21 protein-coding genes are annotated in these 23,484 nt (G+C 66.8%); 1 reads left to right on the top strand and 20 read right to left on the bottom strand.

Annotated features, from left to right (window positions below; genetic code table 11):
• Positions 1 to 37: 37 nt before the first annotated feature.
• The 10 genes from ACSQ3M_RS17640 to ACSQ3M_RS17595 all read right to left on the bottom strand — a co-directional run bounded on the left by ACSQ3M_RS17640 (position 38) and on the right by ACSQ3M_RS17595 (position 9,749).
• Positions 38 to 859: an aspartate dehydrogenase gene (locus ACSQ3M_RS17640; RefSeq protein ID WP_436151364.1), complete on the bottom strand. Its 822-nt coding sequence runs from the start codon at positions 857 to 859 to the stop codon at positions 38 to 40.
• Entirely contained in the window at positions 856 to 1,983 is a 1,128-nt protein-coding gene (locus tag ACSQ3M_RS17635; RefSeq protein ID WP_436151363.1) for an alpha/beta hydrolase, read from the bottom strand. Before ACSQ3M_RS17635 ends, ACSQ3M_RS17640 begins: the two co-directional genes overlap by 4 nt.
• Entirely contained in the window at positions 1,970 to 2,671 is a 702-nt protein-coding gene (locus tag ACSQ3M_RS17630; RefSeq protein WP_436151362.1) for an ABC transporter ATP-binding protein, read from the bottom strand. Before ACSQ3M_RS17630 ends, ACSQ3M_RS17635 begins: the two co-directional genes overlap by 14 nt.
• Positions 2,671 to 3,423: an ABC transporter ATP-binding protein gene (locus tag ACSQ3M_RS17625; protein ID WP_436151361.1), complete on the bottom strand. Its 753-nt coding sequence runs from the start codon at positions 3,421 to 3,423 to the stop codon at positions 2,671 to 2,673. The genes ACSQ3M_RS17630 and ACSQ3M_RS17625 overlap by 1 nt, the downstream gene beginning before the upstream one ends.
• A complete protein-coding gene (locus ACSQ3M_RS17620) occupies positions 3,420 to 4,442 on the bottom strand; it encodes a branched-chain amino acid ABC transporter permease (protein ID WP_436151360.1) in 1,023 nt (340 codons plus the stop codon). Before ACSQ3M_RS17620 ends, ACSQ3M_RS17625 begins: the two co-directional genes overlap by 4 nt.
• Positions 4,435 to 5,349, bottom strand: coding sequence for a branched-chain amino acid ABC transporter permease (locus ACSQ3M_RS17615; RefSeq protein ID WP_436151359.1), 915 nt, complete (start codon positions 5,347 to 5,349; stop codon positions 4,435 to 4,437). Before ACSQ3M_RS17615 ends, ACSQ3M_RS17620 begins: the two co-directional genes overlap by 8 nt.
• 74 nt (positions 5,350 to 5,423) lie before the next feature.
• Positions 5,424 to 6,596 carry an ABC transporter substrate-binding protein gene (locus ACSQ3M_RS17610; RefSeq protein WP_436151358.1) on the bottom strand — a complete coding sequence of 391 codons (1,173 nt, stop codon included), beginning with the start codon at positions 6,594 to 6,596 and terminating at the stop codon, positions 5,424 to 5,426.
• A gap of 120 nt (positions 6,597 to 6,716) precedes the next feature.
• On the bottom strand, positions 6,717 to 7,268 hold the full coding sequence (locus ACSQ3M_RS17605) for a 3-hydroxyanthranilate 3,4-dioxygenase (protein ID WP_436151357.1): 552 nt from the start codon (positions 7,266 to 7,268) through the stop codon (positions 6,717 to 6,719).
• Between the two features lie 38 nt (positions 7,269 to 7,306).
• Positions 7,307 to 8,290: a dihydrodipicolinate synthase family protein gene (locus ACSQ3M_RS17600; RefSeq protein WP_436151356.1), complete on the bottom strand. Its 984-nt coding sequence runs from the start codon at positions 8,288 to 8,290 to the stop codon at positions 7,307 to 7,309.
• A 25-nt stretch (positions 8,291 to 8,315) separates the two neighbouring features.
• On the bottom strand, positions 8,316 to 9,749 hold the full coding sequence (locus ACSQ3M_RS17595; protein ID WP_436151355.1) for an NAD-dependent succinate-semialdehyde dehydrogenase: 1,434 nt from the start codon (positions 9,747 to 9,749) through the stop codon (positions 8,316 to 8,318).
• 117 nt (positions 9,750 to 9,866) lie between these two features.
• On the opposite strand from ACSQ3M_RS17595, the gene ACSQ3M_RS17590 reads away from it, so the two are divergent.
• Entirely contained in the window at positions 9,867 to 10,775 is a 909-nt protein-coding gene (locus ACSQ3M_RS17590) for a LysR family transcriptional regulator (protein ID WP_436151354.1), read from the top strand.
• A 33-nt stretch (positions 10,776 to 10,808) separates the two neighbouring features.
• Here the strand turns inward: ACSQ3M_RS17590 and ACSQ3M_RS17585 are convergent, their stop codons facing one another.
• From ACSQ3M_RS17585 to ACSQ3M_RS17540, 10 genes are all read right to left on the bottom strand, one after another.
• Positions 10,809 to 12,473, bottom strand: a complete 1,665-nt coding sequence (locus tag ACSQ3M_RS17585) for a GMC family oxidoreductase (RefSeq protein ID WP_436151353.1) — start codon at positions 12,471 to 12,473, stop codon at positions 10,809 to 10,811.
• Complete coding sequence (locus ACSQ3M_RS17580; RefSeq protein ID WP_436151352.1) at positions 12,470 to 13,969, bottom strand: FGGY-family carbohydrate kinase; 1,500 nt, start codon at positions 13,967 to 13,969, stop codon at positions 12,470 to 12,472. The genes ACSQ3M_RS17585 and ACSQ3M_RS17580 overlap by 4 nt, the downstream gene beginning before the upstream one ends.
• The gene (locus ACSQ3M_RS17575) at positions 13,966 to 14,811 is read right to left on the bottom strand and encodes a class I fructose-bisphosphate aldolase (protein WP_436151351.1); all 846 of its coding nucleotides are present in this window, start codon (positions 14,809 to 14,811) and stop codon (positions 13,966 to 13,968) included. Before ACSQ3M_RS17575 ends, ACSQ3M_RS17580 begins: the two co-directional genes overlap by 4 nt.
• Entirely contained in the window at positions 14,753 to 16,543 is a 1,791-nt protein-coding gene (locus ACSQ3M_RS17570; RefSeq protein ID WP_436151350.1) for an FAD-dependent oxidoreductase, read from the bottom strand. The genes ACSQ3M_RS17575 and ACSQ3M_RS17570 overlap by 59 nt, the downstream gene beginning before the upstream one ends.
• Before the next feature lie 19 nt (positions 16,544 to 16,562).
• The gene (locus ACSQ3M_RS17565; RefSeq protein ID WP_436151349.1) at positions 16,563 to 17,558 is read right to left on the bottom strand and encodes an aldo/keto reductase; all 996 of its coding nucleotides are present in this window, start codon (positions 17,556 to 17,558) and stop codon (positions 16,563 to 16,565) included.
• Positions 17,548 to 18,531, bottom strand: a complete 984-nt coding sequence (locus ACSQ3M_RS17560) for a sugar-binding transcriptional regulator (protein WP_436151348.1) — start codon at positions 18,529 to 18,531, stop codon at positions 17,548 to 17,550. The genes ACSQ3M_RS17565 and ACSQ3M_RS17560 overlap by 11 nt, the downstream gene beginning before the upstream one ends.
• An 11-nt stretch (positions 18,532 to 18,542) precedes the next feature.
• Entirely contained in the window at positions 18,543 to 19,526 is a 984-nt protein-coding gene (locus ACSQ3M_RS17555) for an ABC transporter permease (protein WP_436151550.1), read from the bottom strand.
• Positions 19,527 to 19,609: 83 nt separating this feature from the next.
• On the bottom strand, positions 19,610 to 21,124 hold the full coding sequence (locus ACSQ3M_RS17550) for a sugar ABC transporter ATP-binding protein (protein ID WP_436151347.1): 1,515 nt from the start codon (positions 21,122 to 21,124) through the stop codon (positions 19,610 to 19,612).
• Between the two features lie 64 nt (positions 21,125 to 21,188).
• A complete protein-coding gene (locus tag ACSQ3M_RS17545) occupies positions 21,189 to 22,100 on the bottom strand; it encodes a substrate-binding domain-containing protein (protein ID WP_436151549.1) in 912 nt (303 codons plus the stop codon).
• A gap of 381 nt (positions 22,101 to 22,481) precedes the next feature.
• Positions 22,482 to 23,483 (bottom strand): 4-hydroxyproline epimerase, encoded by a 1,002-nt coding sequence (locus tag ACSQ3M_RS17540; protein WP_436151346.1) that lies wholly within the window; start codon positions 23,481 to 23,483, stop codon positions 22,482 to 22,484.
• Between the last annotated feature and the right edge of the window lies 1 nt (position 23,484).

The following is a 23,484-nucleotide window of genomic DNA, read 5'->3' as shown; positions in this document are numbered from 1 at the left end:
CTCTGTTTATAGAGAACCAGAGCCCAATCCGGGCACTCTACTGAGAAAGCAGCGCGGACTTGTTCCTGATTGCCCTGACGAGGCTGAGTGCCGCCATCTCCGATGACTTCGGATTTCCGGCAAGCGGCCTGTTCTCGATCGTGAGGTTCAGGCGACCGAAGGCGCCGCATACGCTCAAGCGATGGCAGTTCGCGGCGATACCGGGATCGGCGACGAGCTCGACGCGGGTCCTGTCGAGGCCGATGCCGGCAAGCGCCGAGATCACCGCGACATTGGCGTTCTGAGGAAAGCGAACCGCCGCCTCGCGGGCCGAGCCGGTGAAGAAGGTCACCGGCGCGCTGAGTGCGTCGAGCGCGACCGTCTCTTCCGCCGGCGTGCCACGCCAGGCCGCGGGCGGTTTGACGATGCTGTGGACGACCTCGTCGAGCGGCAGCGCCGATGCGGCCGCGATGGCGTCGACCCCGGCGAGCGCACCCGGGGGCAGGAGAATCTGACTGCCACAAGTCTCGGCTGTCGCCAGGAGGCGATCGAGCAGCGCGGCATCAGTCAGCGCGCTGGCCGATGCGATCGCGAAGGCGGGCGCGAAGCGCAGGGCAGCCTCGCCCCAGACCGCCACCGCCACCCGGCCGGCGGCCTCCACCACGAGGTCGAGGTCAAGCCCTGCAAGCTGCTCGGGGTCGGTCACGAGCTCCGCGCCAGCCGGGATGTCGTCGGCGCGCGCGATCGAGCGAACGCCGATGGCGACGATGGCGATATCGCGAGCCTCCTGCGCACTCGATAGCAACTCGGCGACACGTCGGTTGATCGCGCCCCAGCCGATCAGGGCAACCCGAAGAGGCTTGCGCCGGCGGCTCGTCATTGGCGTGCGGCCGTTTGCAATGCGAGGTCGAGCAAGACGCCGCCGTTCAACCCGTCGAGCATGCTGAAATGGTGCCCCGGGCAGATCTGTGGCTTGGGCGCATGCCAGGCCGCGGCGAGCGCCGCCGATTGCTGTTTGAACGCCTCGCTCTCGCCTTCGCCGACGGCAAAGCCGAGGCGCATTCCGGTTGGCCGCGGCCGCCCGAGCGGGCTGAGCCGCGCCGCGCGCTCGATATCGCCCAGCCCGAGCAGGCGGCCGATCGGCAGATGCCCGAGCGGCTCGAGATGATAGAGCCCGGAGAGCAGCAGCGCGGAGCTGACCGGCGGACAGCCAGGCGAGGCCAGCGCCATGGCGGCCAGATGCGCTCCAGCTGAATGGCCGCAGAGATGCAGCTGTGCTGGATCGAGTCCGAGCGCCTCGGCTTCCTGGACGAGAAAGCTCAGCGCCGCGACGGTTTGCGCAATGCTCTCTTCGAGGGTTGTGTCCGGCGCCAGCCCGTAATTCGGCATGGCGACCGCGAAACCGGCGTCGAGCAGGCCCTGGGCGAACTGAGCGTGCTGGATCTTGTCTGAGGCCTGCCAATAGCCGCCATGGACGAAGACGAAGATCGGAGCGCGCTGCACACCGGCCGGGCGATAGAGATCGAGTGTCTCGAAGCGGCCCGGACCATAGGCGAGGTCGAGCCCGGCATGACCGGCGCGGAAGGCCGCGCCGTCGCGGCTCCATTGCCGGAACAGCGCCTTCATGTCGGCCTGCAGGCGCGGGCTGTACTGACGGGCAAGTTCGCGCAGGCCATAGCCGCCGACCTGGATGTCAGGCAGCGGCCCCGGTTCGGCAAGGCGGGCACGCACCGTCAGGCCGGGCTCATCCTTCGGCAACAGTCGGATCGGGGGCCGGAAGCCGATGAGAACCTCGCGATAGGCCAGCTCGATCTCGTGACGGGAGAGGTGAAAGGCCGCGGGCTGCTCCGAGGACCAGCTCATCTCGAGCAGATGATGCGGTCCGCGGCCGGCGGCGATCATGCCGTCGAGAAGGGCGCTCAGTGCCTCGCGCAGGGCTTCGACCGGATCGGCCTCGGCGCTCTCCGCGACGAGTTCCAGCACATTGGTCTCAGACGCCGACATAGCGATGCACCATCTCCGCCTGGGCCGCGAGTTCGGCGCTGCAGCCGGACCAGACCGTGCGCCCCTTCTCGATGATGTAGTGGCGATCGGCGAGGCGCTTGAGCACGGCGATGTTCTTGTCGATCAGCAGGATCGATTGCCCCTGCGCCTTGAGCGCCTCGAGGCAGCGCCAGATCTCGGCCCGGATCACCGGCGCCAGCCCCTCGGTCGCCTCGTCGAGGATCAAGAGCTTCGGATTGGTCATCAGCGCCCGGCCGATCGCGAGCATCTGCTGCTCGCCGCCAGACAGTGTGCGGGCGGATTGGCCGGCGCGCTCCTGAAGCCGCGGGAACAGGGCGTAGACACGGCTTAGCGTCCAAGGCGAAGCGCGCCCGAGCCGGTTCGCGGCGGTGGCGACGAGGTTCTCCCGCACGCTCAGCGTTGGGAAGACCTGCCTGCCTTCCGGCACGAGGCCGACGCCACAGCGGGCGATGACTTCGGGCGCGCTACCCTGGAGAGCGCGGCCGTCGAAGCTGATCTCGCCGCCTTTGGGCGCCAGCAGCCCCATGATCGAGCGCACCGTCGTGGTCTTGCCCATGCCGTTGCGGCCGAGCAGGGTCACGACCTCGCCATCGCCGATGTCGAGGCCGACATCGAACAGCACCTGGCTCGCACCATAGGCCGATTGCAGGTTGCGCACGCTCAGCATCAGGCATCTCCCTCGCCGAGATAGGCGATGCGGACGTCCTGGTTGTCGCGGATTTCCTCCGCCGTCCCGGTCGCGATGATGCGGCCATAGACCAGCACCGAGATCCGGTCGGCGAGCGCGAAGACCGCGTCCATGTCGTGCTCGACCAAGAGCATGGTGACGCGCCCCTTCAACCCCAGGAGCATCGCGACCATCTGCTCGCTCTCGGCGTGGCCAAGACCCGCCATCGGCTCGTCGAGCAATAGCAGGCGTGGCTCGCAGGCGAGCGCGATGGCAAATTCGAGCTGCTTCTGCTCGCCATGGGAGAGGTCGGCGACCTTGACCTCGGCCCGATGCGCGAGGCCGGCAGCGGTCAGATGCTCGCGGGCGCGCTGGCGCAGGCTCTTGTCGCAGCGGGCATCGGCGAAGAAGCGGAAGCTGTGCCCCTGCCGCGCCTGCACCGCGAGCGCGACATTGTCGAGCATGGTGAAGTCCGGCAGGAGCTGGTTGATCTGGAAGGTGCGGGCGAGGCCGCGGCGGACGCGCTGCGGCGTCGCCAGCGTGTCGATCGGCTCGCCATCCAGCCTGATCTCACCGGCATCGTGGCTGAGCTCGCCGAAGAGCTGGGTCAGCAGCGTGGTCTTGCCGGCGCCGTTGGGGCCGATCAGCGCGTGGATCTCGCCCTCGACGACATCGAGATCGACGCTGTCGGTGGCGATCAGTCCGCCGAAGCGCTTGCGCAGCCCGCGGACTGAGAGGAGCGGCTGGCTCATCGCTCGCTCCTGCCGATGCCGAGCCGGTTGAACAGCCCGTTGAGCCCGCCCTGCGTGAACAGGACCACCAGCAGCAGGATCGGGCCGAGGATGAGCTGCCAATGCTCGGTCCAGGAGGTCAGCACCGTCTCGAGGATGACGAGGGCTGCGGCGCCGAAGAGCGGGCCGAGCAAGGTGCCGACGCCGCCGAGGATGACCATGATCATCAGCTCGCCCGACTTGGTCCAGTGCAGCATATCCGGGCTGACGAAGCGTAGATAATTCGCCATCAGCGCGCCGGCGAGGCCGGTGCCCATGCCGGAGATCACGAAGGCAGCGAGCTTGTAGCGATAGGGCGCGATGCCGATCGCCGCCATGCGCCGCTCGTTCTGGCGGATGCCGGCCAGCACCATGCCGAAGCGCGAGCCGATGATACGCCAGAGCGCCAGGAAGACCAGCGCCGCGACGGCAAGGCAGATGAAATAGAAGGTGATGTCATCGCGGGTGTTGAGGCCGAAGAGCTCGTTGCGGCGGCGGATCGTCATGCCGTCATCGCCGCCATAGGCCTTGAGCGAGACGAACAGGAAGAACAGCATCTGCGCGAAGGCGAGCGTGATCATGATGAACTGCACGCCGCTGGTGCGCAGGCACAGCGCGCCGATCAGCAGGGCCAGCAGCCCGCCGACCAGGATCGCGGCCGGCAGCGTGACGAGGAGCTGGCTCGTTCCCGGGATCAGGCCAAGGAAGAGCCCGTCGTCGACGTAGGTCCGGTAGAGGATGCCGACGACGTAGCCGCCTACCCCGAAGAAGGCGGCGTGCCCGAACGAGACCATGCCGCCGAAGCCCAGCGCCAGATTGAGGCTGGCGGCGGCGATCGCATAGATCAGCACGCGCGTCGCCAGCGGCACCAGCGCCGGCTGGCCGAGCGCCTGGACGAGGAAGGGCAAGGCGACGAGGGCGAGGGCCAGCGCGAGCAGCGCCAAAGCGCGGCCTGCATTCGGCGCAGCTGGACCAGCGTGGGTAATGGCGTCCTCAGACATTGGCGGGGAAGAGTCCCTTGGGCCGCACCAGCAGCACCACGGCCATCAGCATGTAGATGCCCATCGAGGCGAGGCCCGCACCGAGCGCATCGGCCTCCGAGCCGGCCATAACCTGGCGCAGCAAGCCGGGCAGGAAGGCGCGCAGGGACGTGTCGACAAGGCCGACGAGCAGGGCACCGAAGAAGGCACCGCGGATCGAGCCGACGCCGCCGATCACCACGACGACGAAGGTCATGATCAGGATCTGCTCGCCCATGCCGACCTGCACGGCCAGAATCGGCCCGGCCATCAATCCGGCAAGACCGGCGAGCAGGGCCCCGAGCCCGAATACGGCGGTGTAGAGCAGGCGGATGTCGACGCCGAGCGCGCGGACCATCTCGCGATGCGTCGCGCCGGCTCTGACCAGCATGCCGATGCGGGTGCGGTTGATCAGCAGATAGAGCCCGAGCGCGACGGCAAGGCCGACTGCGATGATGATGAGGCGGTAGACCGGATAGATCAGCCCGGGCAGCAATTCGACCGAGCCGTTGAGCGCCGGCGGCACCGAGACGAAGAGCGGCTGGCGCCCGAACAGGATCGTCACGCTCTGGTTGAAGATCAGGATGAGCGCGAAGGTCGCCAGCACCTGGTCGAGATGGTCACGGGCATAGAGCCGGCGCAGCACGAACAATTCCATTGCCATGCCGACCAGAGCTGCCGCCGCAAGGCCCGCAAGGATGGCGAGAAAGACCGAGCCGGTCTGCGCCGCGGCGAAGGCGGCTGCATAGGCGCCGACCATGTAGAGCGAGCCATGGGCGAGATTGATCACGCCCATGATGCCGAAGATCAGTGTCAGCCCGGCGGCGAGCAGGAACAGCATCACGCCGAACTGCAGGCCGTTGAGCAGTTGTTCGAGAATGAGCGTCATTGTGGTTACGTCCGGCTGGCAACGGGATGGGCCGGCAGCGGCCCACCCCGTCGATGCGGGAGCTTATCGTGATTTCAGAGCTTGCAATCCTTGGCGTAGGCGTCGCCGTGATTGCTCAGCACCTTGCCTGACGTCTTCAGCACCGGAGTTCCGTCCGCGCCCTTCTCGACCTTGAGCGCATACCAGTCCTGGATCGGATGCTGGTTGGTGCCGAACTTGAAGGCGCCGCGCACCGACTGGAAATCGGCCTTGGCCAGCGCCTTGCGCAGCACCGGTACATCGGCCTTGCCGCCGGTCGCCTTCAGTGCCGAGGCGATGGCGAGCGCAGTGTCATAGCCCTGGCTGGCGTAGTAGGTCGGCACGCGATTGTAGGCCTTGGTCCAGGCTTCGACGAAGGCCTTGTTCGAGGCGTTGTCGAAGTCGGTGTTCCAATGGGCGGTCACGCTGAGCCCGAGCGCGGCCTCGCCGACGGCCTTGAGCGTCGTCGCGTCGAGCGATGGCTCGGCCAGCACCATCGGGACTTTGCCGAGGAGGCCGGCCTGCTGGTACTGGCGCAGGAAGGCGATGCCGAGCCCGCCCGGATGGAACTGGAAGACCACGTCGGGATTGGCCGAGCGGATCTGTGCCATCTCCGGTGCGAAATCGGTCTGGTCGAGCCTAGTATAGACCTCGCCGGCGATCTCGCCCTTGAACAGGCGCTTGAAGCCGGAGAGCGCATCCTTGCCGGCCTGGTAGTTCGGGGCGAGGATGAAGGCCTTCTTGTAGCCGAGATTGGTGGCGTGCTGGCCGGCGCTCTCGTGCAGGCTGTCGTTCTGCCAGGAGACGACGAAGTAGTTCTCGTTGCACTCCTTGCCGGCGAAGTTCGACGGCGCCGCGTTGGGGCTGACATAAAGCGCGCCGGCATCGACGATATCGGGCACGGTCGCGCCGGCGACGTTCGAGAAGACGATGCCGGTCATGATCTTGATGCCGTCGGTCTTCAGCATCTTCTCGGCGATCTGTTTGCCCTGGCCGGGCTTCAGCGCGTCGTCCTCGACGACGAGCTCGACCGGCACACCGCCGAGCTTGCCGCCGCCCATCTCGATCGCGAGCCTGAAGGCATCACGAATATCCTGGCCGAGATAGCCGCCCGGTCCGGACAGCGTCGTGACCATGCCGATCTTGACCGGCGCTTGCTGAGCGAGCGCCGGCAAGGCGACGGCGGCTGCCAGGATTAATCCCAGGCATACTGATTTACGGTTCTGCATGGTTCCCCTCCTCCGATCACTGTGCGTCGGAATGTTCGAAATTATTTTAAGCTTAAAACAATTTTGGATCGGCGCGCAAGCGCGTCGAGGCGCCGGGCGAGCCGGCGCCTTCGCCTTTGCTCAGAGCGCGACCCAACCGGCCGGCGGCTTCCTGCCGGGATGGAGGGCGCCGCACTGCTTGCAGGTCCGGGCTTTCTCGTCGGCGAAGAAGGCTTCGTAGAGCGGCGGCAGGTCCTTCACGAGATCCCCGACCTTCAGCTCGATGCGGTGCACCAGGCCATTGCACTCGAAGCAATACCATTCAAAGCCGTCGACCTGGTCGGCATGGCGCGCCGGCTCGACCACGAGCCCGATCGAGCCCTCCTGCGGGCGTTGCGGCGAATGGCGCACATGCGGCGGCAGCAGGAAGACGTCGCCCTCGCGGACCGTGACGTCGTAATGCTGCCCGTTGTCGACCAGCTTCAGCATCATGTCGCCCTTGAGCTGGTAGAAGAACTCCTCCACCGGGTCGTCATGGTAGTCGGCGCGCTGGTTCGGGCCACCGACGACCATCACGGTCATCTGGCCATCGTCGAACACCTTCTTGTTGCCGACCGGCGGCTTCAGCAGGTGCTCGTTCTCCTCGATCCACTTCTTGAAGTTGAAGGCCTTGAGCCGTCCTTCGGTCGCCATCGCTTCACCTCTCCCGTTAATGCCGTCCTACTCGAATTTCAGCCGGCCTTCGCCAACGGCGGGCCCGCGGCGAGCTTCAGCCCGCAGCTCTCGAAGGCAGCACGCGTCGCCGCCTTCTCGGTTTCCGTCAGCTCCAGCAGGGGCGCTCGCACGCGCCCACCGACCTGGCCCAGCAATTCCTGCCAGTATTTCTGATGTGCATGCGGCTTCTCGGCCGGCCGCGTCACGCGCAGCGCCTCGCGCACGGGATGGAGACTGTCGCGCACGGCCTGCGCCTTCTCGACCTCGCCGGCAAAGGCGAGATCGGTGTATTCGCGCATGCGCAGATCGTTCGCGCTCTGGATCAGATAGGGCGGCGAGGAGCAGAGATAGACCTGCCAGCCGAGCTCGACGATGTTGTCGAGCCATTCCTCCTCCGAGGCGGTGCTGACCAGGATGCGGTCACCGGCGAGCCGGGTGAGCTCGGCATACATGGCGCGCGGCACGCTGTACTTGATCGCGACGACATTCTCGATATCGGCGAGGCGATTGCAGAGCTGCGGGCTCATCAGATAGCCGCTGTCGGGATGGCTCCAGAGCGCGATGCCGATATCGACCTGTTCGGCGATCGTCCGGTAGTATTCGTAGAGCGTCTCGTCCTGCGCCTTGAAGAAGTGCAGCAGCGGCGCGTGCACGACGATGTAGTCGGCACCGACCTTCTGCGCGTGCTTCGCGAGGTCGATGACGACATCCATGTTCTGGTCGGAGCAGGACATGATCGTCTGGCCGCGGCCAGCCGTCGCCTCGACCGCGAGCTCGAAGCTGCGCTTGCGCTCCTCGACCGACATCGAAAAGAACTCGCCCTGCTTGCCGGCGATGAACAGGCCGTCGATCTTCAGATCCTCGGTCCAGTGCCGGATGTTCTCACGCACGCCATCCTCGTCAATGGCAAGCGACGGCGTGAAGGGCGTCAGCGCCGCCGCCCAGATGCCCTTCATGTTGGCGCGGGCGTAAGCCTTGGCGTCTTTCCTGGCGTAGTTCATGCGACTGCCTCCTCCTCGTTCGCGGCTAGATCGCCATGCGATGCGAGACGGTCTTGATGACCGTGTAGTGCGCAAGCCCCTCGGCGCCGCCCTCGCGGCCATAGCCGCTATCCTTGACGCCACCGAAAGGCGTCTCGGCCACCGAGGCCTCGAGCGTGTTGATCGAGACGTTGCCGGCCTCGATCCCGTCGGCGATGCGGTCGGCATTGCCTGCGGAATGGGTGAAGGCGTAGGCGGCGAGGCCGAAGGGCAGTGAATTCGCCTTCTCGATCGCCTCGTCGAGCGAGGAAACCGGGCTGATCAGGGCCAGCGGCCCGAACGGCTCTTCGCGCATGGCGCGGGCTTCGTCCGGCACGTCGGCCAGCACAGTGACTGGGAAGAAATAGCCGCGATTGCCGATGCGCTCGCCGCCGGCGAGCACGCGGGCACCCTTGGCCCTGGCGTCGGCGACCAATGTCTCCATCGCCTCGATACGGCGGTGGTTGGCGAGCGGACCCATCTGTGTTGCGCTGTCGAGACCGTTGCCGACCACCACGGACCGCGCCTTCTCGGCGAAGGTCCTGGCGAAGGCCTCGTAGATCGGCTTCTGCACGAAAAAGCGTGTCGGCGAGGTGCAGACCTGGCCGGTATTGCGCGACTTGCGGATCGCCGAGGCCGTGGCCGCCGCCACCGGGTCGACATCGTCGCAGACGATCACCGGCGCATGGCCACCGAGCTCCATCAGCACCGGCTTCATATGGTCGGCGGCGATCCGGGTCAGATGCTTGCCGACCGCCGTCGAGCCGGTGAAGGCGATCAGCCGGGTCTGCTCCTGCGGGATCAGATATTGCGAGATCTCGGCCGGGATACCGAAGACCAGGTTGAACACGCCCGGCGGCAGGCCGGCATCGTGCAAGGCGCGGGCGATGTGGAGCGCTCCGGCCGGAGTCTCCTCAGCCGCCTTCAGGATGATCGAGCAGCCGGCCGCGAGCGCACCGGCGATCTTGCGCGCCGGCTGGCTCATCGGGAAATTCCAGGGCGAGAAGGCCGCGACCATGCCGATCGGCTGGTGCATCACCACGTATTTGATGCCCGGCTCGCTCGGGATGACCCGGCCATAGGTCCGTTGGCCTTCTGCCGCGTCCCATTCGAAGAACTCGCAGCCGCGGATCACCTCAAGCTGCGCCTGAGCGAAGGGCTTGCCGTGCTCAAGCGTGATCGCATGGGCGATCTCGTCGATGCGGGCGCGCATTAGCGCCGCGGCCTTGAGCATGATCTCGCCGCGAGCCCGCGGCGAGGTCCGACTCCAGACCTTGAAGCCCTCTTTGGCCGCCGCCAGCGCATCGTCGAGGTCGGCGCGGCTCGCCACGGGGACGGCGCCGATCACATTCTCATCGGCCGGGTTGAGCACCGGCAGGCTGTCGGAGGTCTTGCGCCAGGCTCCGCCGATATAGAGCTTGAGGTCTGGGTAGGCGGTCATGAAAAGCCTCGATCGGAGCGGCGCTCGGCGTGATGTCGAGGCATGATGGCCAAGGCTCTGACCATATGGAATTCAGCTTATTTGTCTTAATTCAGATAATCTGATTATAAATCAGCCATGGCGGTCACGCTGCGACAGATTCAGGCCTTCCTCGCCGTTGCCGAGTTGGGCACCTTCACCAAGGCGGCGGAGCGGCTGCACATGGCGCAGCCGGCGCTGTCACAGCTCGTGCGCGAGCTGGAGCACGCCCTGGGGGTCCGTCTCTTCGACCGCACGACGCGCCGGGTCGAGCTGACGGAGGGTGGCCGGGAGTTCCAGGGCGCATCGGCCAAGATCGTCCACGACCTCGACCTCGCCATCCAGAACGCCAACGACCTCGCCGAGCGCAGGCGCGGCCGGATCACCGTCGCCGCCCCGCCGCTGCTCGCCGCGGCGATCCTCCCCGAGGCAATCGCGGAGATGCGCGAGCGCTATCCCGGCATCCAAATCGCCCTGATCGACGCGCGCACGGACACGATCGTCGAAGCCGTACGCATCGGCCGGGCCGATTGCGGCCTCGGAACCTTCGCAGCCGTGGAGGATGGCATCGAGCGCATCCCGATGGCGCGCGACAGCCTGATGTTGTTCTGCAGCCCCAGCAGCCGATTCGCCACAGCGACGGTCGACTGGCGCGAGCTGCAAGGCGAGCCGCTGATCACCCTGACGCGCGACAGCGGCATCCGACTCCTGGTCGAGGTCGCCTATGAGACGGTCGGAATGCCGCTGACGCCGGCCTATGAGGTCTCGCAGATCACCACGGCGCTGGCACTGGTCGAGGCACGCCTCGGCGTCGCCGTGCTGCCGACCTATGCGCGCGCCGCGGCGCCGCATCGCAGGGTCATCGCCCGGCCGCTGTCCAATCCGACGATCGCGCGCGACATCGTCATGATCCGGCCCAGTGGCCGCTCGGTAACGCCCGCGCTCGCGGCGTTCGAAGCGCTGCTGAGGCGCTACGTCCAGCGCCTTACGCCCGCCGATGTCGACTGAGCCGAGCTGGCGGCAACCCCTGCCCTAGCGAAGTTAAGCGCCTGCCACTGAAAGGCGGGCGCCCGGCGAGCGCCCGGTTGGAACGGCCCCCGCCGCAGCTGCGATCAGCTGCGCCGCCTTCTCGGCGATCATCACCGCCGGGGCGTGGGTATTGCCGGAAACGATCGTTGGCATGATCGAGCAGTCGACGACACGCAAGCCTTCGAGACCGTGTACGCGCAACTCGGGATCGACCACCGCCATCGCGTCGGTGCCCATCTTGGCGGTGCCGACCGGGTGGAAGATCGTCGTCGCGATGTCGCCGGCCGCCTGCGCCAGCGCCGCGGCGTCCTGGATGCCGGCGCCAGGCTTGAGCTCCTCCGGCCGGTACGCGCGCAACCGCTCCGTATGCATCAGCTGGCGTGCCGCAACGATGGAAGCGGCCGCGACCTCGCGATCGCTCTCGGTCGAAAGATAATTGGGCGCAATGCTCGGATGCTCCGCCGGATCATTCGAGGCGATCCGGACATGGCCGCGTGAATCCGGCCGGAGATTGCACACCGAGACCGTGATCGCCGGAAAGGCGTCGAGCGGCTGGCCGAAGCGCTCCAGCGACAGCGGCTGGACGTGGAACTCGATGTTCGGCGTGGCGAAGCGTTCGTCGGAGCGCATGAAGATGCCGAGCTGGCTCGGCGCCATCGCCATCGGCCCGGAGCGGCGCAGCGCATATTCGAGCGCGATGCCCATCTTGCCGCGCAGCGTCGCCTGCCGCTCATTCAGCGTCGACGCGCCCGTGATCTTGAAGACCGTGCGGATCTGGAGGTGGTCCTGCAGGTTCTCGCCGACACCGGGCAATTCATGGCGGACGGCGATGCCATGCTGCGACAGAAGTTCGCCGGAACCGACGCCGGAAAGCTGCAGCAATTGCGGCGTGCCGATCGCGCCGGCCGACAGGATCAGCTCGCCGGCGGCATCGACCTGAACGGACTCGCCATTGAGGCGCAATTCGAGCCCGGTCGCACGCTTGCCGGAAAAGAGGATGCGCTCGGCCTGTGCCTTGGTCAGCACGGTCAGGTTGCTGCGGCCACGCACCGGGCTGAGGAAGGCGCGCACCGCATTGAAGCGGAAACCGGCCTTCTGATTGACCTCGAAATAGGACGAGCCGAAATTGTCGCCGGCATTGAAGTCGTCGATCTTCGGCACGCCGATCTCCTCGGCCGCCTCGCGCACGGCATCGAGGATCGGCCAGGACAGGCGCTGGCGCTCGACATGCAGTTCGCCGTCCCGGCCATGGAACGGCCCGTCGAGATTGTGGTGCCGCTCGGATTTGCGGAACAGCGGCAGGACCTCGTCCCAGCCCCAGCCGGGATTGCCGAGCTGGCGCCAGCCATCATAATCGGCGGCCTGGCCGCGCATGTAGATCATGCCGTTGATCGAGGAGCAGCCGCCGAGCACCTTGCCGCGCGGATAGGCGAGCGAGCGGCCGTTGAGGCCCGGCTCCCGCGCCGTCTTGTAGCCCCAGTCGGTCCGGGGATTGCCCATGCAGTAGAGATAGCCGACCGGGATATGGATCCAGTGGTAGTTGTCGGAACCACCGGCCTCGAGCAGCAGCACGCGCTTGCGCGGATCGGCGCTGAGGCGATTGGCCAGCACGCACCCCGCCGAGCCCGCACCGACGATGACATAATCCCAGGACCCGAGATGGCGACGGACGCTCACGCGACCTCCGATCGATAACGCTGCCACTTTGCTGTCAGAGTCGTAGCAAGATCGGCGTAGAGCCGGTAGCGCGCATCACTCAACCTTCGGTCTTGGCAGATCGGCACGAAGCTGCGCCTGGCCCTGACCATCTGCGCGACGCCGGCCTCGATATCCCTGAACAGGCCAGCCGCCACGCCGGCCGCGATGGCCGCGCCGAGCGCACCCGTCTCCTCGCATTCGGCGACCGTGACCGGCACGCCGATGCCGTCGGCGAACATCTGGCACCAGGCCGTGCTGCGCGAGCCGCCGCCGGACAGGACCGCCCGGTCGAAGCTGACCCCGTTGGCTCGGAGACGATCGATATGGCGCCGATGCTCGAAGACGACGCCCTCATAGAGCGCATGCAGCATCTCGGCCCGGCCATGCCAGCCGGCGACGCCGAGAAAGGCGGCGCGCGCCTTGGGCTCAGCGCTCGAGCCATAAAGGAAGGGATGAAAAAACGGGCTGTCGGCGCTCGGCGTCACCGAGGCGACGAGCTCGTTGCAGCGCGCAAAGGCTTCGGGACCGTGATCCCCGAGGATCTCGTGCACGAACCATTCGAGATTGACCGCCGAGGTCGCACTGGACTCGACCGCGACATAGCGGTCCGGTCGCCAGGTGCAGGCATGAAAGATGCGCTCATCGACCAGAGGGCGATCGAGGATGATCTGGTTGATGCCCCAGGTCCCGACCACGATCGCGGCCTGCCCCGGCTCGGCCGCCCCGGCGCCGACAGAGCTGGCGACGATGTCGAAGAAGCCGGCGGCGACCGGCGTGCCGATAGCGAGCCCAGTGCGGCGCGCCGCTTCCCCCGTCACCGTCCCGGCGACCGCGTCGGATTGCACCAGCGGCGGCAGCAGCTCTTTCGCGTCTGCAAGTCCATAGCGCTCAAGCAGTCCGGCGTCGTAGTCACGCTCGGGCAGGCGCATCAGCCCGCAGCCGCTCATGTCGGAGTAATCGCTCACCATCCGGCCCGTGAGCATGAAGGTCAGCGCGTCCTTGCACAGGAAGGCGGTGCCGGCCCGTTCATAGATCTCCGGCCGGTTGCGCTTGACCCAGGCGAGCAGCGTCGCCGTCTGCGAGGGCCAGGGCTTCTGCAGGCAGAGCGGATAGAGCGCGTCGCCCGTGCCGTCAGCCCGCCACTCAGCCGCAAGTTCGGCAGCGCGCGTGTCGAGCGACTGGATGCCGAGCAGCGGCCCACCTTGCCTGTCGAGCAGATAAAGACCGTTGCCATGGCCGGCCGTGCCGATGGCCGCGACATCGCTGCCCTTTGCGCCGGCATCGCGCAGGCAGGCCGCGATCACCTCGCCGGCATTGTCCCAGAGCTCGCCGATCTCGCGCTCGACATGGCCGGGCGCCGGCTTGCTCGAATGGCCATCGCGTGCCGCCTTGCCGACCACCTTGCCGCTTCGATCGAACAGCACGGCCTTGACGACGGTGTTGCCGGCATCAAGGCCGAGAAGCAGCTCGGTCATTCGCCATCCTCGTAGAGCCGCCAGGCGGCCTCGTCGTCGACGCCGTCATGGATCATCGCCATCAGGGCCCTGACGACCCGGCTCGGCGAGGCATGCTGGTAGATGTTGCGACCATAGACCATGCCATGCGCGCCCTGACGCATCAGCTGATAGGAGTTGGCGAAGACCTGCCTGAGATCGGCCTTGCCCCCGCCCCGCACCAGCACGGGGCAGCGCGCCGCCTCGACGACTCGGCCGAAATCGGCCGGGTCGGTAGTCGGATCCGCCTTGATGATATCGGCGCCCATCTCGCGGGCGAGCCGCACCAGCGTGACGATCTTCTCGGCATCGCCATCGACGAGATAGCCGCCGCGCCCGCTATTGGGCTGCATCACCAGGGGCTCGATCATCAGCGGCATGCCGTAGCGCTCGCAATCCTGCCGGACGCGGGCGATGTTCTCGACGCATTGGCGGAACAGCGCCGGCTCGTCCGGCAGCATGAACAGGTTGACCACGACGCAGGCGGCGTCGAGTTTCAGGGCCGGCACGACCGGGTCATGCGCATTCTGCAGCACCGCCCACATCTCGCGGTGGCGCAGCGCGTTGTAAGGGTTGCCCATGTCGATGCGCATGACCAGCGCCGGCTTTTCCTTGCCAGGCCGCGCCTGCAGCAGGTCGGCCTGGCCGTAATTCATCTGGATCGCGTCCGGCCTGGCCTGCGCCAGCACGTCGACGATCCCGCCCATGTCCTCGAGCCCGCCGAGGAAGGAGGGCTCATTGCAGACGCCGTGGTCGATCGCGACGTCAAGACACCTGCCGTTGTGGAACAGCCGGTTCATGCGGACCTTCTTCGAATCGTACATCGCTACCCTTCCGATCTGCATCGCGCCGGCGAAGCATCGCTTCGCTGACGCCGTGGTTGTTGTTGAGTTCGGCGAAGAGGGCGGCGCATTCGCCCACGCGTCGGCGTTCGTCCCAACCGCGAGCTGCCGCCATCACCGTCGACAGTTCGATCACCGCGGCATGCGAGAGCTCACCGGTGAAGGCGATGGTCAGGCGGCGCAGCACGAGGTCGGCCAGAGTCTCCGCCCGCTCATTGTCGATGATCCAGGCGATCTCGCCGCGGCCATAGGCAGGCAGCGAGACCAGGGCTTCGTCGCCACGTCCGGCCAGCCTGTAGCCGAATTCGTCGATCCGGGTGCCATAGCGCGCCAGCAGCCGCTCGGCCGCGTCGCGGGCCAATCCCGCCGCGCCCGCAACGCGCTCCACCCAGGCCCGCCGCCGTTTGCTCGCCGGATAGTCGCGGCCACCGCCGATCGCGCTGTGCTCGGTTGCCGTTAGGCGCGGCGAGCCGAGCCTTGCGAGAACCATGTCGGCAGCCGCGGCGCCGAAGGCGCGAAAAGTCGTCCACTTGCCGCCGATCAGGTTGAGCACGGGCCGGGGCGCGCCGGCATTCTGTTCGAGCCATTCGCAGCTATGGTCGCGGGAGATGCGGGCGTTGAGCTTGTTTCCGCTGCGGGGCAGCGGCCGCACGCCGGAAAAGCGATAGATCACCTCGTCCTGCGCGATCGGAATATCCGGGAAGACCTCGGCGATGGAGGCCAGGATATAGGCGGCTTCGTCCGGCTCGCAGCGTATCCCGTCCGGCGTCTCGACGCTGATGTCGGTCGAGCCCGCAAGCACCTGGCCGAGATGCCGGAACAGGATGCAGACCCGGCCTTCGCGATTGGCGAAGTAGATCATCGTCTCGCCGATCGCCTCAAAGAGCTGCCGGTTGGCGATGACGAGATGCGAGCCCTTGGTGCCGCCGATCAGGCGTGGCGCTTTCCCGGCCAGCCCTGCATTGGTCAGGTCGATCCAGGCACCGGTCGCGTTGACGACGATGTCGGCGTCGAGCGTGAAGCGCTCGCCGGTCAGGCTATCCTCGAGCACCGCGCCGCCCGGCTCCAGCCCGACCACGCCGAGATGATTGAGCGCCAGCGCCTTGGGCGAGGCCTGCTCGCTGTCGAGGATGAGCTCGATGCCGAGCCGCTCCGGATGGCTGATCCGCGCATCGTAATAGAGCGCGCTGCCGACGATGTCGGAGCGCAGTGCCGGCCAGCGCCGCCGAGTCTCGCGGCCGCCGAAGAAGCTGTGGCGCGGCACGCCGCTATCGCGGCCGGCATAGAGATCATAGAGGCAGAGCCCGAGCTTGATGATCAGGGTGCCGCGAGCCCCCGTCGTCCCCTCCCCGCCAAGGAAGCGGCGCACTGCGCCGACCACGCCGGAGAAGCGATCGGCGACCGGGATCAGCGTCGGCAGCGGGCTGACGAGATGCGGCGCGTTGGCCAGGAGCAGATTGCGCTCGCGCAGCGATTCCCTGACCAGCGCGAACTCGCCGTTCTCCATGTAGCGCAGGCCGCCATGGATCATCCGCGAGGGCGCGGAACTCGCCCCGCTCATGAAGTCGCCGCGCTCGACCAGCACGACGTCGACGCCGTTCAGCGCCAGCTCGCGGAAGGTGCTGATGCCGTTGATGCCGCCGCCGATGACGAGCACCTGTGCCCGCCCCTTGCGGCGCAAGGCGTCGAGCCGTTGAGTACGATCCTGGGCCATGGCGGTCTCTGGCGTTCGCTCAGCCCGCTGCCTTGCCGAGATGCCGCGCGATCGCCTCGCTGACACGCTGCAGCTCCTCGCCGGTGAGCACGATCCGGCTGGCGCCCGCGTTCTCGACCGCTTGCGTCCGATCGCGGGCGCCGCACAGCGCATAAGTGATCCCGGGCTGCGCGATGGTCCAGGCGATCACCAACTGCGCCAGCGTGGCGTCATGGGCGGAGGCAATCGGGCCGATCTCGGCGAGGAAGGCGGCGATGCGCGTCAGACTCTCGGGCGAAAAGCGCGGATCGTCCTTGCGCAGATCGTCGCCGGAGAAGACCCGGTCCGGACCGATCTTGCCGGAGAGCAGGCCGAGCGCCAGCGAGGAATAGCTGAGCGTCGCGACGTCATGGGCGTGGCAGATCGGTAGCAGCGTCGTCTCGATCTCGCGATCGAGCATGTTGTAGCGCTCCTGGATGGCATCGACCGGGCCGATGGCGAGATAGGCTTTCAGCTCCTCGGGGCTGACATTGCTCACCCCGATCGCCCGGATCGTGCCCTGCTGCTTCAGCTCCAGCAGCGTGCCCATGGTCTCGGCGACCGGTGTCGTCGGGTCCTGCCAGTGGGTGATGTAGAGGTCGATATAGTCGGTACGCAGGCGGCGCAGACTCTGCTCGAGCTCGTGCAGGATCGAGTCGCGTCCGAGATGGCGATGGACGCGCTTGCCATGCTCGTCGAAGAAATGGTTGCCCTTGTCGGTATGCCAGACGAGGCCGCATTTCGTCGCGAGCACGACCTCGGAACGCCGGCCGGCGATGGCCTCGCCGACGATCTCCTCGGACTTGCCGAGGCCATAGGCCGGCGCGGTGTCGATCAGGCTGACGCCGGCATCGAGCGAGGCGCGGATAGCCTCGACCGCCTTCGCCTCATCGGTGCCGCCCCACATCCAGCCGCCCATGGCCCAGGTGCCGAGGCCCACCGTGCTCGCGCTCACCGCGCTTGTGCCCATCGGGCGCAGTTGCTGGTTAATTCCCATGGGATTCATCCTTCAATACGTCGAGGATCGCGTTGCCGGTGGCCTCGTCGGTCGCCAGCACGTCGAGGAAGCCGCCGCGCAGGACGCTGGCGGCCGGCGCAGCCTTGCGGGCCCCCGCGCAGACGCCGATCGCCAGCGGGATCGCCTTGAGCTCGTCCAGCGTCAGGCCGATCACGCGCTCGTTGAGCTTGTAGTCGCAGAGCCGTCCGCGGCGATCGAGCAGATGTGCGACGAGCTCGCCGGCCGCACCGAGCCGCGACAATTCGCTTTCGGTGCCGGGGTTCGCCGCGCGCAGGCTGAGATAGGTCGAGCGATCGGCCAGGACCGAGCCGATGCCGGTCACAGCGATCGCCGCATCGCGCGCCCGGGCAAGCACCTCGCGCACCGACTGCAGCGAGAGCAGCACATCGCGCTCCTCGCGAGAGGCGGCGAAGACCGGGGCATGGATCTGGAAGGCCTTGCCCTGGAGCTTGTGGGCGAGCTGCGCCGCCAGATGGTTCACGTCGGTGAAGTATTCGCCCTGGATGCCACCGGTCGCCGGCACAACGGTGACGTCATAGGCCCGGTTCGGCGCCAGCGCCTGGATCATCGCATCGACGCCGCGCCCGCCGGAAACGCAGATCGTGTCGCCATCCTTGAGGTTGGACAGCAGGTGTTCGGCCGCCGCCCGGCCTACCGTCGTCAGGTTGACCTCTTCCTGGTCCGAAACCGTGGGCGTGACGATCGCCTCCTTCAGTGCGCCGGCCGCCGCGAGCGCCTCCTCGAGCGAGAACAGCGATTGCAGGGGCGAGCGCACGGAGATCTGCACATAGCCGCGCTCATGCCCCTCCTTGACCAGCCGGTTGACGGTCGGGTGCGAGAGGCCGGTGCGCTTGGCGATCTCGGCCTGGCTCAGGCCCTCGACGTAATGCATCACCAGCACGCGGTAGATCTTCCGCAGCCGCTCGAAATCGTCGTTGGAATGGGAGGCCATGACGAACTCGTTCAGCCGGCGCGGACAGCGCCGCGGGCGCGCTTGCGGGTGTGGAGGAGGTGATCGATCGTGACCGCCGCGAGCAGGATCATTCCGCGGATCACGTCCTGCCAGACCGGCGGCACGTCGAGCAGGGTCAGCGAGCTCGATACGACCGAGAGCAGGGCGATGCCGAGGATCGCGCCCAGGATGGTGCCGGAGCCGCCCTTGAGGCTGGCGCCGCCGATCACCGCAGCGGCGATGATGTTGAGCTCCATGCCGACACCGAAGGTCGGCGGCGCAGCGCCGAAGCGTGCCATGTAGAGCACGCCGGCGACGCCCGAAAGGCTGGCACACAGCACGATGCAGAAGAACTTCACCCGGTTGGTGCGGATGCCGGAATACTGCGCCGCCTTCTCGTTGCTGCCGGTGTAGAACACCTTTCGGAATACGGTCGCCTTGCGCAGCAGGAGGTCGAAGACCACGACCACCGCCAGGAAGATCAGGATGACGACCGGCACGTCGTAGACTTGGGCGAAGCCGAGGGAACGCAGGTCCAGCGGCACCGTGCCCTGGCCGATGAATTTGAAGCTCGGCGGCAGCGAGAACAGCGATAGAGGCCTGCCGTCGGTGATGGCGAGGCAGAGGCCGCGCACGATCACCATGAAGGCGAGCGAGACGATGAAGGAGTGCAGGCCGATCAGCGTCACGAAGGACGCCATCGCCACGCCGATCAGGGCGCTGGCGGCGATGCCGGCGAGGCTCGCCGTCCAGGGATCGATGCCCGCGAGAAAGGCCGTGCCGGCCACCACCATGGCAAAGCAGACGACCGAGCCGACCGAGAGATCGATCGCGCCGACGATCAGCAGCACCGTCATGCCGACCACGACGATGCCCTCGATCGAGAAGGACATCAGCATGGCGCGGAAGTTGCCCCAGCTCAGGAAGTAGGGCGAGGCGAAACTCATGGCGACGCAAAGCGCCAGGATGATCAGCACCAGGCCGAACTCGCGCATGCTGGCGATGCTGCGCCAGCCTCCGCTAGCCACGTCCCGCGCTGCGACCGGGCGCAGCTCTTCGTCCAGTCCGCTGGCCACGCTCATCTCGCTTCCTGCCCTTCGATCATCAGCCCGGAGGCGAGCCGCATGATCGCTTCTTCATTGAGATCCTTGCCGGAAACCTCGCCGGCGATCCTGCCCTCGTGCACGACGAGAACACGGTCGCACAGGCCGATGAGCTCCGGCAGCTCCGACGAGATCGCGATGATGCCGGTGCCGCCTGTGGCGAGATCGCGCAGGATGCGGTGGATCTCGGCCTTGGCGCCGACATCGACGCCGCGCGTCGGCTCGTCGAGGATGATCGCCTTCGGGCAAACCGACAAAAGCTTGGCGAGTGCGACCTTCTGCTGGTTGCCGCCCGACAGGGTCGATGCGGCATCGTCGAGCGAGCCGCGCTTCAGGCGCAATTGGTCGGCGAGGCTCCTGGCCTGCGCCTGCTCCTTGGCCCGGCTGACGAAGCCGGCGGCCGAGACGCGATCGATATCCAGTGCCGAGACGTTCATCGCGATCGGCAGATCGACGAAGACGCCGGCGCCCTTGCGATCCTCGGAGAGGTAGACGATGCCGTTGGCGATGCTCTGGGCATAGCTGCGCGGCGTGACCTCGCTGCCCTCGAACATGATCTTACCCGAGGTCAGCCGGCTGAGGCCGCAGATGCCGAGCGCGATCTCGGTGCGGCCGGCACCGATCAGGCCGGCAATGCCGAGGACCTCGCCGCGGTGCAGTTCAAAGGAAACGTCGCGAACGCGGACGCCGTCACTGAGACCGCCGACCGACATCAGCACCGACGCCGTGGCGCTGCCGGGATTCTTCGGCGGGAAGATGTCGCCGAGATGCCGGCCGACCATGCGCCGGACGATCTCCTCCTGCGTCGTCGCCGCGACCTCTTCGGTGCAGATATAACGCCCGTCGCGCAGCACGCTGATGCGGTCGCAATGGGCGAAGACCTCGGCCATGCGGTGGCTGATATAGATGATGCTGATGCCGCGCGCCTTGAGCTGCGCGATGATCCCGAACAGTTTGCCGGCTTCGCGCTCGGTCAGCGCCGCGGTCGGCTCGTCCAGGATCAGGATCGAGCAGTCGAGCGCCAAAGCTTTGGCGATCTCGACGATCTGCTGCTCGGAAATCGACAGTTCCCCGACCAGCGCCTGCGGGTCGATATCGGCGAGCGAAGCGAGAATCTCGCCGGCGCGATAGCGCAGCGCGCGATAATCCATCAGCCAGGCGCGCCGGCCGTTGGTCGCCGCCATCGAGATGTTCTCGGCGACCGTAATGTCCGGACAGAGCGCGATCTCCTGATGCACTAGCCCGATGCCGAGCTCATGCGCCTTCTGCGGCGAGGCGATCTCGACGGGCCGGCCATCGACGAGGATCTCGCCGCCATCGGGCCTGAGGATGCCGTCGATGATGTTCATCAGCGTCGACTTGCCGGCGCCGTTCTCGCCCATCAACGCGTGCACCTCGCCCTTGCGCAGGCAGAAGCTGACGCCGTCGAGCGCACGCACCGGGCCGAAATTCTTGCTGACGCTGCGGACTTCGAGGGCGAGGGGCTGCATGGCTCGGCTCGTCGCGAGGGAGGGTCGGCGGAGCACAATGATGCTCCGCCGGGGACTTGGAAGACTATTCCTTGATGCCCTTGGTGCCGCGACGCTTCAAATAGGCGTCCCAGTAGAAGTCGTCGGCATTGTCCTTGGTGACCACCGCAAAGCCGTTGTCGACGAAGGGCACGCCCATCGGATTGAAGCCCGAGCGCTTGTAGTCGTTCATCGGGTCGATCAGCTCGGGATGGGCCGCCATGAACAGCAGCATGAAGCCCATATAGCCCTGCATGCCCTGGTTCGGGTTGATCGCGCCGAAGACCTGGCCACCCTTGATCATGTCGAGGATCTTGCCGTTCACGTCGGCATTCATCACCTTGATCTTGCCGCCGAGCTCCTGCGCCGCCTGCGCCGCGCCCAGCGCCGAATTGGCCTCCGGCATGAACAGCGCACCGAGATTGGGATTGGCCTGCGCCATGCTCAGCGCGGCATTATAGGCCTTGGTCGGGTCCTGGTTCGAGGCAGCGCGGGCGACCAGCTTGATCCCCGGATGCTTCTCGCCCATCCGCTTGACGAAAGCGGCGACGCGCCGGTCGTGATTGTCCTGGCCGGGGTTTTCGAGAACGCCGTACTCGCCCTTGCCGCCCATCGCCTTGGCGATCACGTCGGCGGCATAGGAGCCCTCGCGATCATTGTCGGAGGTGACGTAGGAGACGCGCTTGCTGTTCGGCGAGTCGGCCGCGAAGGTCACGACCGGCACGCCCGAGGCGACGGCCCGGTTGATCGGTTCGATGAACGGGTCCGAGTTCATCGGATGGACCAGGATGCCGGCCGGCTTCTTGGCCAGGATCTGGTCGAAGCTCGCAATCTGCTTGGTGACGTCGTATTCCGGCGTACCGGTATAGGCGGTCTTGCAGCCGAGCGACTGCGCCGCCTGCTTGAACATCTCGTAGACGGGGAACCAGTATTCCACGCCCGAGACCATCACGTTCATGTAGTAGGTTTCGCCCTCCTTGCAGCGGAATTGCGCCGGGGTCTGCGCAGCTGCGCCATGTCCCAGAGCGAGCGACAGGCCAAGGCCCGTGGCAACCGTCAGCGTCAGAGTCCTGGCCAAATCCTTGATGCGCATGTTTCCCCTCCAGAGCTTGACGCCGGACCGATCTCCGGCGTCGTTGTTACCAGCTTGAAATTTATTTCATATACTGGTATCTATTTCTAATAGGGGTATGACGATGCCCGCGCGGTGTCAAGCACCGCGTCGCGACGAGGTTTCTGTGCGGGTCGAAGTCCTGGAATGCGCTCGCAGCGGCCCAGCGATATCGCCGGATCACGCAGCAGGATTCGCCGCGTGTCCCCCGACGGCGAACGCCTCCGCCTACTTCACCACGAAGCCGTGCGCGAACGGGTCGCGATCGTCGATGAAGATCGTGTTGTAGCCGGTCATGCGGGCCCAGCCGGCGATCGAGGGGATGATCGCCTGGCGGTTCGCCACCGTCGTCGCCGCTTCGACCCGGCCCTTGAACAGCGAGCCGATGATCGACTCGTGGACGAATTCGTCGCCGACCGCGAGCTTGCCCTTGGCGGCCAGCTGCGCCATCCGCGCCGAGGTACCGGTGCCGCAGGGCGAGCGGTCGATCGCCTTCTCGCCGTAGAACACGGCGTTGCGGGCATGGGCGCTACCTTGCGTCGCCTTGCCGGTCCACTGGATGTGGGAGAGGCCCTGGATCTCGGGGTGCTCCGGATGGACGAACTCATACTTGACGTTCAGCGCGGCGCGCAGCTTCGGCGACCAGCCGATGAGCTCGCCGGCGGTATGATCGGCCATGTCGCGGAAATTCTTCTGCGGCTCGACGATCGCATAGAAATTGCCGCCATAGGCAACGTCGACGACGATCTCGCCGAGCCCCTCGACCTCGGCCGTCAGCCCTTCCGCATAGAGGAAGCCCGGCACATTGGTGAGGCGGACCTCCTCGACGAAGCGGCCCTCCTGCCGATAGCTGATGTCGACCTTGCCGGCGGGCGCATCAATCGAGAGCCGGCCCGGCTCGCGCGGCGTGATCAGCCCGTTCTCGATGCCCATGGTGATCGTGCCGATCGTGCCATGCCCGCACATCGGCAGGCAGCCCGAAGTCTCGATGAACAGCACGGCGACGTCGCAATCCGGCCGCGTCGGCGGGTAGAGGATCGAGCCCGACATCATGTCGTGCCCGCGCGGCTCGAACATCAGCCCGGTCCGGATCCAGTCGAACTCGCGCAGGAAATGCGCGCGCTTCTCCAGCATGGTCGCGCCTTCGAGGCGCGGGCCGCCGCCCGAGACCAGGCGGACCGGATTGCCGCAGGTGTGACCGTCGATGCAGGAGAAGGTGTGGCTAGCCATG

It is taken from the genome of Allobosea sp. LjRoot90, from assembly GCF_964254315.1.
GTDB lineage: Bacteria > Pseudomonadota > Alphaproteobacteria > Rhizobiales > Beijerinckiaceae > Allobosea.
Note: the sequence above shows the minus strand (reverse complement) of the source record. Positions and strands in the feature narration are given on the sequence as shown.